The organism is Rhizobium sp. BK529 (assembly GCF_014194105.1).
Taxonomy (GTDB): domain Bacteria; phylum Pseudomonadota; class Alphaproteobacteria; order Rhizobiales; family Rhizobiaceae; genus Rhizobium.
Genome location: NZ_JACIAU010000001.1, coordinates 904,987 through 918,445, shown reverse-complemented (window position 1 = coordinate 918,445; position 13,459 = coordinate 904,987). Strand labels below are relative to the sequence as shown.

Below are 13,459 nucleotides of genomic sequence, written 5' to 3'. Positions count from 1 at the left end.
TGTCCGCGGTCGTGATCTCCGGGCAAACCCGGCTTTCTTCGCCCGGAACGCCGAAGGCCCACCCCTCACGCCTCTGCCTCAGCCGGCAGGGTGAAGATGAAAGTGGTCCCGCGCGGCTCGTTCGTTTCCGCCCAGAGCTGCCCGCCATGCGCCTCGACGATCGAGCGGCAGATCGCGAGCCCCATGCCCATCCCCTGCTCTTTCGTCGAAAAGAACGGCTCGAATATCTTGTCCGGAAATTCGATGCCGGCGCCCCGGTCGCTGACTTCGATGCGCATCATGCCGTCGGCCTTGCGCACCCGCACGCCAAGCAGCTTGTCTCCGGCAACGGCTTCCATCGCATCCATGCCGTTGCGCATGAGGTTGATGAGGACCTGCTGGATCTGCACCCGGTCGAAAGGAACCTGCAGAACGATGTCGTCGCTGTCGATATCGAAGCGAATACCGCGCCGCGCGGCCTCCTCGGCGAGCAGATCGCCAGTCTCGACGATGACGCGGCCGAGCGTGACGCAATCGCGCTTGTCTTCGGCACGCTTGAACAGGGCGCGGACGCGCTTGACGACATCGCTTGCCGAATTGGCGCTGATGATGATGCGCTCCAGGGTTTTCTGCGCCCGCTCTAAATTCGGCGGCTCCGTCATCAGCCAGCGCCGGCAGGCGTCCGAAGAGCTCAGAATGGCCGAAAGCGGCTGATTGACCTCATGCGCGATGGAGGCCGAAAGTTCCGCGAGGCTCGCCGCCTGGCTGGCGCGCGCCAGACTTTCCTGCGCCGCCAGCAGCTTTTCCTGTGCCCGCACCTCGCCATCGATATCGAGGCAGACGACGTTCCATTGCACGATAGCGCCTTCGGCGTCGCGCATCGGTGCCGCGCGTGTCTCCACCCAGCGATATTCGCCATCGAAACGGCGCAGCCGATGCCGTCGGGCATAGGGTTCGCCGGTGGCAAGCGCATGAGCATAACGCTCCTTTACATCAGCGACTTCATCAGGGTGGATGCCGGCATCGAGCGTGCCGGCCAGCCGGGATTTTCCGCTCCCGTCCAGCGCCTCCAGATCATAGCCGAGGAATTCGCGCAGCCGCTGGCTGCGGAAGATCGGCTCGCCCTTGGGATCGGCGCAATCGATCATCGCCGGCAGGGTTTCCACCAGCTGACGCAGGAACCGCTCGCTTTCGCTGAGGGCCTCCTGGGTGGTGACCATGTCATGGATATCGGTGCTTACACCATACCAGCGAAGGATGGTGCCGGCCTCGTCCCTCAGCGGCTGCGCTCTGGTGTCGGTCCAGCGATAACTGCCATCGGCGCGGGCCTGGCGGTATCTCTGGGAATAGGGTTCACCCGTGGTGAAGGAATGCCGGATCGCCCGCCGCGCCGCCTCCCGATCGTCAGGATGGATGACGCTGAGCGACGGCAATCCGTCGGGCCCAATCATCTCTTCGAGCGTTGCGCCCGTCACCTCGATGAAGGGCTTGTTGACATAGATCGGCCGCCCGTCCGCCGACGTGCTCCAGATCAGCGCCGGCACGGTGTCGATGAGCTGCTGCAGCTGCCGCTCGCGCTCGCGCAGCGCTGCCTCGGTGCGCTTGTAGGCGTCGATATCGACAGTCACGCCATACCATCCGGTAATGCGCCCCTGCCCGTCGCGTGTCGGCCGCGCTGCGGCGCGGTGCCAGACATAGGCGCCATTGGCGCGCAGCACCCGGTATTCGAAATTCCAGTGCTCGCCGGTCTTCAGCGCATGGCGCAGCGTCGCGGCGGCCTCCTCACTGTCATCGGGGTGCACGCCGCGCTGCCAGCCCTGCCGCCCGCCCTCGATGAAGGGCTTGCCGTCGAGCAACAGGTTCAGATCTTCGAGCGCCATGGCAATCGAGGTCTGCGCCGTCGGTGTCGCATAGGTGAATTGCCCGGATGCATCCATCGCCCAGGCGCCGCCATAAAGGTTCTCGATGGCGAGTGCGGCGCGCACCGCCTCGCCGGTCTCGCCGAGCTCGCTCGCCGTCGTCCACCGCTCGTCCTGCCGCGCGACGGCCGGATCGACCGCGACGCTGGTGCCATATTTCGGCTCCACCCGGAACTCGACCCATTGGTAGCTGCCATCCGGCTGAAGCTTGCGGAAGCTGCTGACCTGCGGAATGCCGTGGAAGAAAGCTCGCGCACGCGCCTGCTCCACCGTCGCCCTGTCATGCGGGTGAACCTCTGCCATTGGCGGCAAGGTGTCTGATGCCGTCATATCGGCGGCAGAAACACCGGGATCGTCCGCAGCGAGTTCGTTGCGCGGAGGCGCGATTTCGGTATCGATGACGGTACCGTACCATCCGGTGATGACGCCGTTGCCGTCGCGCAGCGGCTGTCCCGTGCTGCGCGTCCAGCCATAGCCGCCGGTGGGGCGCAGCATGCGACTGTCAACGCTGTAATGCTCGCCCGTCTGCAGGCAGCGTCGCCACAGCGCTGCGGCAACCTCGTAATCGTCGGGATGGATGGCCCGCTTCCATCCGAATTCCTTGTTGGCCAGCGGCGCATTGAAGTCTTCCAGGGTAAGCCCCAGAAAGGCAAGGACGCTCGGCGTCACGTAGAGGAAGGCTCCGGCGGCATCGGTAGCCCAGGCAATGCCCGTCAGCCGCTCCACCGATTTCGCCGCCCGCACGGCATCGGCATCCAGCCTCTCCGCCATCCTGCCGGAAAAGATCGGCCCGAGAGACAGCGAAAGCGCACAGAAAGCCGCCCATGCCAGGGCAGCCTCGCGCATTCCGGCATCAAGCACGGCTGCCAGAAGCGCGCCCCCGAGACCCGCCGCCAGCATGACGTAAACCGGCCTGACGACACGGCCGCGCGCATACAGAAAAGCCGCGACGACAGGACCGATGAGCCCAAGCGGCGACAATGTCAGCCAGGACACCGCAAGGCCGACGAGGCAGGCGGTGACCGCAAGCCCAAGACGCCGGTGAGAGAGATCCGCCATCAGCATGGGCCCATCCCGCCATCGGGCAGAGGCTGAAAACGATTGGCGGCGCGGCCGCTATCGGCCGCTGGCGTCCGGTCGCATGGAGGCATGGTTCGACCTGATCCCATCATGTCAGAAGATTAGAATACCCTGTCTTTGTCGAGGATAGCGCCGCCGGACGCAATTGGAAGAGCACCGGCCGTCGCAGGCATTGCGGCCCGCAAGACCCCGTCCGGCACCGGTTCAGGCCCGCTTGAGGGCTGCAAGATCGCCGCTCTCCAGCGCCGGCAGATTGGCCTCGATCTTGTCGATCGGCCAGTCCCACCAGGCAAGGTCGAGGATCTCGCTGATGACCTCGACGGAAAAGCGCATGCGGATGATCGCAGCCGGATTTCCGCCGACGACGGCATAGGGCGGCACATCGCGAGTGACGACCGATGCGGCAGCGACGATCGCGCCCGCACCGATCCGGACACCGGGCATGATGACGGCATCATGGCCGATCCAGACATCGTTCTCGACCACCGTATCCTTCACCGGCAGATCCTTGTAGCCGAAGGTTTCCGGCTTGAAGATGCGGAACGGATAGGTGGTGATGCCGCCCATCGGGTGGTTGGCCGAACTGGTGATGAAATAGCTGCCGCGGGCGATCTGCACGAACTTGCCGATGATGAGCTTCTCGCGGCAGCCCGGCCCCAGATAGGGCGCGAGGATCTCGGCCGTCTCCTCCAGCTTTCCGTAATGGGTGAAATAGCTGTAATCGCCGATCTCCATACGCGGATGATCGATGACATTCTTCAGATACATCGTCGTCTTCGAAACCCGGCCATCGGGATGGGTGACCGGAAAGGCAAGATTCGCATCGAGAAGCGGCATGAAGAGACCTTTGCTGAGAAGGGAATCCGGAGGCGGGATTCCGTATACCCGATCCATCTGCAGTATCCAAAATCTCTCAAGGCCAGCACCGCCTGCCGCACCGGTCGAGATTCACGTCGGCAACTGAGGCTCGCTGCCTTCGGCCCTTCATCGCCCTCTCATATGCCGGTGGTAGCAAAGCAAATGGCGGCCGCCTTATGGACAGAGCGCCGCCGACGCCTATCTGCCGCATCTGTAAATCCAACTGGAGGGAAAGCAATGTCAGAACTTGTAGTGCTTGGTTTCGATACTGCCGACAAGGCGGATGCCGTGCTCAACCGACTCGTCCAGCTTGAAAAGGAATATCTCGTCGATCTCGAGGATGCCGTCATCGCCGTGCGCGATGCTTCCGGCAAGGTGCGCCTCAAGCAGAGCGTCAATCTTACCGCAGCGGGTGCTGCAAGCGGCGGCCTCTCCGGCGCGATCTGGGGCACGCTCGTCGGCCTGCTCTTCCTCAATCCGCTGGCCGGCATGGTTGTCGGTGGGGCGGTTGGTGCCGGCTCTGGTGCGCTCGCCGGCACGATGACCGACTACGGCATCGATGACGATCTCATCAAGAAGCTGGCAGACACCATCCCCATCAACAGCTCCGCCCTATTCCTGCTGATCCGCAAGGTACAGCCGGAAAAGGTTCTGGCCGAATTCAAGGGCGAGCACGCCACCCTCCTGCGCACCTCGCTCTCGCCGGAGCAGGAAGAGCAGCTGCGCAAGGCGCTGGCAAACGAAGCCGCTGCTACGATGCCTGCGGCGTGAGCAAGCTGATGCCGGGCGCAAAGCTTGCGCCCGGCACTTCTGTCTCCAGATTGAGGTGTCGGTCAATGCAGTGCGGCGCCTACAGTCTAAATTCGACGAATACTTCCCCTCCGTCACTCCTGTGCTTGTCACAGGAATCTAGCCACACGCGTCCGCGCGGTGAATGACTCGCTTGCCGCAGAGGAAAAAGTCTCTCCTGCCCAAGGACTTGGGCAGGCTGGATTCCTGTGACAAGCACAGGAATGACGGAGTGGGGAGGAAGCGTTGGTGCCACAAGAGAGGTTCCTGCGTAATCTGATCAGTGCACTTTCTCGTCTGCCAGCCCACCACCGTAGTCGCTACGGTATCACCACCAGAACCGGCGCCCCCATCACCAGCGTCACCTCCTCGCTCTTCCCCGCCGGGGAAACTACCCTCGCCTCGCCCGTCTTGCGGGCGCGGTCGAGCTTGGCGAGGATCTGTTTGCCGCCCTTCAGCCCGCAGATGGAGAGCGCCCCGATTGCACCTGGCTCGATGCCGTCGCTTGCCGCGAAGAACAGCACGGCATCGTCCCAGATCGAAAGCGGACCGGAAGAGGCGCGCACCTGGGCGGCGATGATGGTGTGATGGCGGCTGGCGCCGATGGCGGGCAGCGCCCTGTCGAGCACCGCCTGCGGCAAGGGCTGCGACTCGGGAAGCGGGCGGACTTCGCCATCCTCGCCGATCGTGGCGGACAGCGGGATCCTTGGCCCCAGGCCTTCGCGATCCGCGGTGATGCCGGCGTGGTGCATGACGTCGGTGACGGAAACGCCGAGGAAGGCTGCGATCTCGGCCGCCTCCTCCATCGTCATGCGGCGTTTGCCCGAGAAGGTGCGGGAAACTGCGGAGGCATCCTTGCCGAGATGGCGGGCGAGCGCGCGCAGCGACTGGCCCTTGCCCTCCAGCTGGCGATGAAACCAGTCGCCATCGATCTCAGCCATCAGCGTCCCCATGCCTATATGCAGCGTTGCTGATTTGTTGCAAAAAACGCAACGCCATGCAAGCAACCGCACCGGGCTTTTTACCGTCAACCTTTCACATGGTTGATCCGCTGTGGTTGCACCGTCATCCGCTGCTGTGCCCGGAAAACAGGCCTTTTGGCACTCGGATGCAAAAGATAGGTATTTTTTCCTATTTTGGATTGACGATGCGATTTCGACAACATAATCTCAACTCCAACAACAAGAGACGCAAGGCGGGAGGGAAGGATCGGCATGGCAAAGGCGGGAATGCCGCGGCAGACGATCGCCCCCTCGCACCCGATGCCGGAGGAGCGAATGCGTAAGGAGCCGCTTTCCATGCTGGCGCAATCGGATCTGATCGATGCGCTGATCGGGCGCTGCGTCATGCGCGGCGGCGAGTTGGCCGGCGAAACACTGCTGGTGATCGACAAGGAGGCCGTCGACGACCTCTTGCAGCTTGCCAACCGGCTGCGCCGCCTTGCGCTTTTCGAAGACCGCATCCGGGCGATGATGATGGCCGCGCCTTAAGGCTCGGCCGCGCCCGGAACCGCAATCTCAACACAGAAGACATCAGGCGGCCGCCCGATCGGACGGCGCGCGCTCCAAACATGTGAGGACCGATATGCAGACGATCACGACACGCCCGACCCCATCGGCAGCGCCCGCCCCGCTTGCCATCACCAAGCCCCTGCTCTGCCCCTGTTGCAAGCAGCCGGTCACCACGCCGCAGCCCGAGATCGTCATCGATCAATATGGATTGACGCCGATGGAAGGCCGCATCTTCCAAACGGTCTGGAAGGGCAAGGGCCTGCCCGTCATCACCGAGCGTATCTTCACCGCCATGTATATCGACGATCCCGATGGCGGCCCCTCGCCGGACAAGATGTACCTCGCCTTCAAGGTGGCGCTCTGCCACCTGCGCCAGAAGCTGGAAGGCTCCGGCATCGGCATTGCCAATGTCGGCTATCGCCGCGGCTACCGGCTGGTGCTGGAGGGCAAGTTTCCGAGCGCCACGGCCCCCTGAAACTCCCGCGAAAAGACACGATAACCATGGCCGCCGCCCGCACCGCGCCGGCCGTGTTGCGATAATTACAACATCCATTGCAAGAGCCGCAACATGCCATCAGATCTCGAACGGCTTCGCCGCGATGTGTCGCTGTCCGAGACAGCGGCGCATTATGGCTGCAGGCTGCAAGGGAATGGGCATGAATATCAGGCCTGCTGCCCCTTCCACGCCGAGAAGACGCCGTCCTTCACGATCTTCAGAGCGCAGGATGGCATCGAGCGCTTCCATTGCTTCGGCTGCGGTGCAAGCGGCGATATCCTGGATTTCGTGCAGCAGATCAAGGGCGTCGATCTGGCGGAAGCAATCCGCATCCTCGATGGCAACAGCCATATCAGCCCGAACATCGCCCCGCGCAGGCAGCCGGCGCGCGACCCCTATGAGGGCATCACTCCGGTCGCGCCGCCCTCCGAGCCGATCAAGCCGGGCATCCGCATCCGCCTCTATAATCCCAAGCGCAAGGGCGAACGCTCCGAATGGGGCTCATTCGCTCCATCCATGGTCTTTCCCTATCGCGGGGCCGATGGCGCGCTGACCGGCTACGTGCTGCGCCACGATCTTGCCGATGGGGGCAAGGAAACGCCGATGGTCATGTTCGCCCGTCTGCCCGACGGCAGCGAGACCTGGTGCCGCTATCCCCTTCCCAAGCCGCGCCCGCTCTATGGTCTGCAGACGCTCGGCAAGACGAAGCAGGTGATCGTCGTCGAGGGCGAAAAATGCCGTGACAGGCTGGCTGAGAAAACCGGCCGCACCGTGCTGTCCTGGGCCGGAGGCACGCAGGGCGTCAAGCACACCGACTGGTCGCCGCTATCAGGCCGCGATGTGGTGATCTGGCCGGATTTCGATGTGCCCGGCCTTGCGACGGCAGACGAGATCGCAGCGATCCTCTCCGGCCTCGGCGCGCGCGTGCGCCTGACAGGTTTTGCAGATGCCGGGGCCGCGTCCGATCTCAAACCCTTCACCTACCGCGACTGGCAGGGGGGCCACTCTCCCGACCGCGGCTGGGATTGCGCCGATGCGATCGATGCCGGGTGGACGCGCCTGGAGCTCGATGCCTTCATGCGCGCCACCATCCGCCGCTGCGCACCCGCCCCGGCCGGATCACCACCGGCCGAAAAGCCGGGCAAGCCGGGGCCGAAGACGCCGCCGCCGGGCGCCGATGGCATTGACCGCATGCCGGAATGGTTTCCGAGTCAGCCTTTCGGCTCCGAAGTCTGGCTGGCGCGCATCTTCAACGAGCATCTGGAGCAGGCCTGCGGCGGGCGGATCGTGCGCGCCGACGGCAAATTCTGGGCCTACGGCCCCTCCGCCTGGCGGCCCATCCCCGAGCAAAAGATCCGCCTTGCCATACATGCCTTCGATGCCGTCGGCATAGGCCCGAAGGAAAAGCCGCTGAAACTCGGCCGGCACATGATCGACGGCATCGTCAATGAGCTCGGCACGCGCGTCACCGATGCCGGTTTCTTCGCCAATCCCGTCATCGGCCTCAATGCGCGGAACTGCACCATCATCCTCGATGACAAGGGCAAGGTGATCTGTCGCGAGCATGACCCTGACGATCGTTTCCGCTTCACCATATCGGCCGATTACAACCTGCATACCGAGAGCCACCCGCCTGAGGGATCGCTGCTGCACAAGCTGCTTTACGGCGCCTTTCGCGACGATCCCGATGCCGCCGACAAGATCGACCTCGTTGCCGAGATGCTGGGTGCCGCCGCCTTCGGCCTTGCCACGCGCCTGCGCCAGCCGAAAGCCTTCATCCTGCTCGGCGAGACCGCCAGAAACGGCAAATCTACCATCGCCTCGCTTTTTCGCGCGCTCTTGCCGGAAGGCTCGGTCTCCTCAGTCTCGCCGGCCTTCTTCAATGATGAGAAGCGCATCGTCAATCTCGCCGGCAAGGCCGCGAATGTCGCCGACGAACTGAGCGGGGCGGCGATCGCCGGCGAGGAATTCAAGGCCGCCGTCACCGGCAACCCGCTCGAAGGCCGCAGCCTCTACAGGAATGTCGAAAGCTTCATCCCGCGCGCGCTGCACTGCTTCACCACCAACACCCTGCCGCGCTTCAACGGCGGCATCGACCGCGGCCTGCGCCGCCGCCTCGTCGTCATCCAGTTCAACCGCTCCATTCCTGATAACGAGGTCATCCCCGATATTGCCGAGCGCATTGCCGAAGAGGAGCTCGAACTGCTGCTCGGCCTTGCTGTGGCCGGCGCCCAGCGGCTGAAGCGCAAGGGCAGCTACACCATCCCCGAAAGCTCCAAGGAAGCGCTGAATTCCTGGCTGCTGCTCGATCCGCTGAACGAATGGTTCGACATTCGCGTCGTGCCCGCAGAAGCCGAACCATTCGGCGGCTGGCTTCGCACCGCAAAATTGTTTGAAGATTTCCGCAAATGGGCGATCGATCAGGGCTACCGCGAAAGCTTCCTGCCGCCCGTCAACACCTTCTCCCAGCGCCTGAAAGCCATGCCCGATGTGCGCCTGGTGCGGTTTGCGGACGGTACAGTGGCGCAGGGCGTCATGCTGAAGGAAAGCGCGTCTACTCCTGCGGTGAGTTATGCCGACGTGTTCTAAGCCTCTGCTGCCGCTGGGTGAAATTTCGGGCTTCCGCTCTCTTCGCACAAGCCAACGGCGACACCGGAACTAGCCCAAAATGATTAGGAACCATCGCGGAACGATTTTGCAGGATCGCAGTTGTTAAGCCGGCCTTCGAAGGCCGGCCGCCGCGCCCCACTCCGCCCTCCTGTTGCGGAGGCGGCGGTCCCCGTCCCGGGGCCTCATCGCCCCTGCCTGAATCCCGCCCCTGACCGGCCATCATGTGACAGGCTCAACTGTTGCGAATGAAAAGTTGCTGCGATCCCATCGACAAGGACCGCGGCATGGCCAGCACCAATTTCCCCGAATGCCTTTCCATAACGCTTGCATCCGAAGGCAGCCTTTCCACCGAGCGCACCGACCCCGGCAACTGGACCGGCGGCAAGATCGGCAAGGGCACGCTGAAAGGCACCAAATACGGCATCTCGGCCGCCGCCTTCCCTAACATCGACATCCGCAACCTGACACTCGACGACGTCAGGCCGATCTACAAGGCGAGATACTGGGACGAAATCGGCGGCGATGCACTGCCCCCCGGCCTCGATCTCGCCACCTTCGACTATGCCGTCAACTCCGGCCCCGCCCGCGCACTGCGCGACGCGCAGGCCGTGATCGGTGTCCCCGCCGACGGCAAATTCGGCCCCGTTACCCGCTTGCACGCCGCAAGTGCCGGCATCAAGGAAATCAAGGCCCTCTGCGCCAAACGGCTGAACTTCATGCAAAGCCTGGCGATCTGGAAGACCTACCGCAAAGGCTGGTCGGCACGTGTGGCGAAGATCGAGGCAAAGGCCGTGGCGATGGTCCTGCGCGCCCAACCTGGCGTGGATGCGAAGGCGGCGCTGGCGAATGAGGCAATGAAGGCCGAGAAGACGGCCGGCACGCTGCAGAAAGCAGGCGCAGCGATTGCGGTGACCACCTCAGGTGGGGCTGGTACGGGCGCCGCACTGCCGGCCGAGCCGAATTTGCTGCTGCTTGGTGGGCTGATGCTGGCCGGGCTGGTCGTGGCGGGTGTGGTGGTCGTCAAGGCCGTAAGAGAGAAAGAACGCGCAGAGGCATATCGGGCGGCCGGGCGGTAACGACGGAAGCTGGTCCGCCTCGAATATGAACGCTGGTTCACCGATCAGCCCATCCACTTTATCTCCCTTGGTTGCCTCCGCGACAAGGGCGTCGCCGGCTGCCACACAAGTCATCCAACGATGCGATTTTCAACCTAATGCAGAAGAAACAAATACCTTAAAGAACATATTTCCCGCTGCGCGAGAATCAAAATAAAGATACCTCGCCAGTCACAGCATAACACGCTGTCAGCAGCACAATTGAGGAATAATCATGCGCGCCTATATTTCATTGACATTGATCGCCACCGGGTTGCTCACCGGCTGTGTTCCGACCGAGAAACAATATGATGCAGCTGTCAGGGTGGTGCGAGGCAGCGAGAGTCAGAGAAACGGGCTTTTGGACGAGTGCATCAGACAGGTCGGCTTTTCCGACAAGAAGGCCCGCCATAACGCCGCTGTCGCACTGAATGTGGCAGACAAGGACGCTCCGAAGGCTTTCTGCAGCCGATACACAAATGCGATCGTTTCCGGCGACATAACCTATCAGGATACACTCGACATAAAAAATCACCGCTACACCCCAAAGCTGATCAAGATCTTCCGGGGCGGTTGAGGCGGACGTATTGAATGTCTTTATGCGCCCGCCCTTGCGAATGGAAAGGCGGGCGGCCGAATACCGGGAATTCGCCGGATCGGCAGCAATCAACCGGCCCATGACATGGCGGTCCTCGCCCAGATGCCGCGCTGCGCCTCCGGCACGGGATCTATCGCATTGAGCCGCATCGTTATCGAGCAAGCCTCTTCGTCGCTGAGTTCGGCAAGATTCGTCAGCTTTTGCACCTCCGCTGCGGTCACACGCAGGTGCTGTGTGATCATTTGCGAGATATCCTGCGCGGTCAGCTTCACTGCGGCGGGCGGGCGGGACTTGCCGTCCTCGTAGGCCAGGCGTTTGGCTTCCATAACTTGCCAATAGCTCTCTTTGATCTGGGGAATGGCCTGTGCGGCCTGAGACACCCGCATACTCATAAGATCCTTGCAGCCCTGCGGATAATATCGCGCAAGAGCCTCGTTGAGCGCAGCCGTCTTCTTCAAGACATCGATCGCAATGGCATCGTTTGCCCGCGACAGCGCAGGATTGCCATATTTCGCCACCATCGCGGCCGCTTGTGCTCGCGGATCGATCTTGCCTCCCGAGGCTTGCGCCTGGGCAAACAACTGCCGCGTTTTATCTTCGTGATCCATGAAGACCGCGTGAACGAAAGGATTGATGCCGGCGAGGACCCTCATCTCCTTTTCGAACGAGCCGGCCTTCGTTTCCTGTGCAGCCGCGCCCGATGCGGGCTTCGCACCTGCGGCAGGCTTTTGCTTCTCCGGGGACGGACCGAGCGAGAGCAATGCCCTGCCCCAATCGCCCTGTAGCTCTTTCGGCAAAGCACTCACGTTATAGAGTTTCTTTGCGATCGAGCACATGTCTTGGTCGCTCACCCCGGCAGGAGCCTTCAGCGCCTTGTGTATCTCACCCCCGGTCATCCCCAGGTACCGCTTCATGACGTGGTACCGCTCCTTGCCGGACATCAAGGCAATCGGAGCTCGGAATTTCCCATCCTCATAAGCATAGGTTTTCGCTCGCAGATCATCCATGCGACCATTTCTGACTTCGACAACGGAATACCAGTCAGGCATATTGTTGGTGAAGAAATATTCGCAGCCTTCAGGATATTTAGCGGCCACGATATCTGCAAGCGCGGCCGTCTTGTTCATGATTGCAATCACGGCGCTATCGCCTGCGCGAGAGAGGGCAGGAGTGCCATACGTGGCGATGACAGCCGCAAGGGTTTTCCTCTGTTCAACCCATTTTTGATGGGACGCCTCCGCATAGACTTTCAGCGCGACATCCCCGTGATCCCGGTAAATGGCCTGCAGAAAAGGATCTATCCGTCCGGTCAATCGGATCACTGTATCCAGGGGATCTTCCTTGGCATCTTGCGCAATTGCGCCGGATGCGAAGACTGTGATCGCAGCCAACAGCGACAATAACTTTTTCATGAAACCCCACCCCGATTAGTTGCAAATCTTCTATGTTTGAAATTCAAGGCCGTCTACGACCCATTCAAAAACTGGTAAAAATATCAGAGGAATAACCGACGCACCGTCACAAGCGGCACCTCCGGTATCACGTAGCGTCAGCCACGCCGAACCTAATATCGGCAGCTCATCACTGCCGCTGGGCGTGAGTTGTGGGCTCAGCTATCCAGCTTCAGCGCCAGCTGCTGCCCGCCGAAAACCTTCAGTACATGTTTGTTGATCGGCCGCATCGCTTCGATGCGCCGCTGTTCTTCCCGCCGACGCGCCTCGTGGCGCTCGCGGTCTGCGCGCAGCTGCGCGGCAAAGGCCATGGCCTTGTCTGCTGCTCCTGAATAACTCGGGCTTGCTGCCATCGAACTCTCCATCAGAACATAGATGAGAACGTTTATTTGTTCTCATTTTGTTCTCTTTTCTGGATAAGTCAAGAGTATCGTTTCAGAGCGATAACAAGGTGAGTTTTCGACAAAGGATAAGCGGTGCCGGCTAAAGAGGGGAAAGCGCCATGTCTTTGGCGCAGCAGACTATCCTCTCGACTGAATCCAGACCATGGCGAAAGACATGAGACCGCAAAGGATGGCGATCAGAAGCAGGCTGTCCATCGAAATCCTCCTGTTTATGGCAAAAACGCGGCAGAAGGATTTTGGTTCAATCGCCCTTTATGTCAGGCGGTTCGCCCATCTACGCTGGCCTGATCACCGTCATGATGACGATATTGCCGGCTTCGTCTCGAGCGCTGTCTGTCGTGGCGATCACCTTGCCGTCAAATTCCGCCTCCGCCTCGGCGAAAGCCTCCCGCACCAGCCGGAGCGTTTCCAGATAGGCGCTATTGTCTCGCCTGGGCATGGCGAGCAATGCCTTGATCCCTGCGCTATCGTCGGCCATCAGGCTCGCACTCCTTTGCTCGATCCCGAGATCGGGAGGATGGGGGATCGTCCGGCGTTGCCTTCCTGTAAAACAACGGGTGGGTCAAGTGCGCGAAATTGCTCCCGGCGGGTGGCGGCCGCGCCGTCGAACGCCCATCTCGCTTTATCCCCAGCTCTCATGTATAAGCCCTCGTCCCATTGCCAAGCCCCG

12 protein-coding genes are annotated in these 13,459 nt (G+C 62.0%); 6 read left to right on the top strand and 6 right to left on the bottom strand.

The genetic code is table 11. The features are described from left to right. Window positions 1–65: 65 nt before the first annotated feature. Together FHX08_RS04510 and FHX08_RS04505 are read right to left on the bottom strand one after the other, a co-directional pair. The gene (locus FHX08_RS04510; protein WP_246698281.1) at window positions 66–2,963 is read right to left on the bottom strand and encodes a PAS domain-containing protein; all 2,898 of its coding nucleotides are present in this window, start codon (window positions 2,961–2,963) and stop codon (window positions 66–68) included. Window positions 2,964–3,182: 219 nt separating this feature from the next. Next, a complete protein-coding gene (locus FHX08_RS04505; protein WP_132654354.1) occupies window positions 3,183–3,815 on the bottom strand; it encodes a CatB-related O-acetyltransferase in 633 nt (210 codons plus the stop codon). A 258-nt stretch (window positions 3,816–4,073) separates the two neighbouring features. Between FHX08_RS04505 and FHX08_RS04500 the strand changes: the two genes are divergently transcribed. Continuing rightward, entirely contained in the window at window positions 4,074–4,607 is a 534-nt protein-coding gene (locus FHX08_RS04500; RefSeq protein ID WP_132654081.1) for a DUF1269 domain-containing protein, read from the top strand. Between the two features lie 338 nt (window positions 4,608–4,945). Here FHX08_RS04500 and FHX08_RS04495 read toward each other — a convergent pair whose 3' ends face one another. Next, window positions 4,946–5,566, bottom strand: a complete 621-nt coding sequence (locus FHX08_RS04495; protein ID WP_132654080.1) for a helix-turn-helix domain-containing protein — start codon at window positions 5,564–5,566, stop codon at window positions 4,946–4,948. Between the two features lie 273 nt (window positions 5,567–5,839). On the opposite strand from FHX08_RS04495, the gene FHX08_RS04490 reads away from it, so the two are divergent. From FHX08_RS04490 to FHX08_RS04470, 5 genes are all read left to right on the top strand, one after another. Next, window positions 5,840–6,115 carry a hypothetical protein gene (locus FHX08_RS04490; protein ID WP_132654079.1) on the top strand — a complete coding sequence of 92 codons (276 nt, stop codon included), beginning with the start codon at window positions 5,840–5,842 and terminating at the stop codon, window positions 6,113–6,115. Window positions 6,116–6,209: 94 nt separating this feature from the next. Next, a complete protein-coding gene (locus FHX08_RS04485) occupies window positions 6,210–6,611 on the top strand; it encodes a helix-turn-helix domain-containing protein (protein ID WP_132654078.1) in 402 nt (133 codons plus the stop codon). A 93-nt stretch (window positions 6,612–6,704) separates the two neighbouring features. Further along, window positions 6,705–9,221 (top strand): CHC2 zinc finger domain-containing protein, encoded by a 2,517-nt coding sequence (locus FHX08_RS04480; RefSeq protein WP_184326887.1) that lies wholly within the window; start codon window positions 6,705–6,707, stop codon window positions 9,219–9,221. A 305-nt stretch (window positions 9,222–9,526) separates the two neighbouring features. Beyond that, on the top strand, window positions 9,527–10,318 hold the full coding sequence (locus FHX08_RS04475) for a glycoside hydrolase family 108 protein (RefSeq protein WP_184326886.1): 792 nt from the start codon (window positions 9,527–9,529) through the stop codon (window positions 10,316–10,318). 253 nt (window positions 10,319–10,571) lie between these two features. Beyond that, a complete protein-coding gene (locus FHX08_RS04470; protein ID WP_184326885.1) occupies window positions 10,572–10,913 on the top strand; it encodes a hypothetical protein in 342 nt (113 codons plus the stop codon). Window positions 10,914–11,002: 89 nt separating this feature from the next. On the opposite strand, the gene FHX08_RS04465 is transcribed toward FHX08_RS04470, so the two are convergent. The 3 genes from FHX08_RS04465 to FHX08_RS04455 all read right to left on the bottom strand — a co-directional run bounded on the left by FHX08_RS04465 (window position 11,003) and on the right by FHX08_RS04455 (window position 13,267). Further along, a complete protein-coding gene (locus tag FHX08_RS04465) occupies window positions 11,003–11,875 on the bottom strand; it encodes a hypothetical protein (protein WP_184326884.1) in 873 nt (290 codons plus the stop codon). A 668-nt stretch (window positions 11,876–12,543) separates the two neighbouring features. After that, a complete protein-coding gene (locus FHX08_RS04460) occupies window positions 12,544–12,738 on the bottom strand; it encodes a hypothetical protein (RefSeq protein ID WP_112706271.1) in 195 nt (64 codons plus the stop codon). A 325-nt stretch (window positions 12,739–13,063) separates the two neighbouring features. Beyond that, window positions 13,064–13,267 carry a hypothetical protein gene (locus tag FHX08_RS04455; RefSeq protein ID WP_132654073.1) on the bottom strand — a complete coding sequence of 68 codons (204 nt, stop codon included), beginning with the start codon at window positions 13,265–13,267 and terminating at the stop codon, window positions 13,064–13,066. Between the last annotated feature and the right edge of the window lie 192 nt (window positions 13,268–13,459).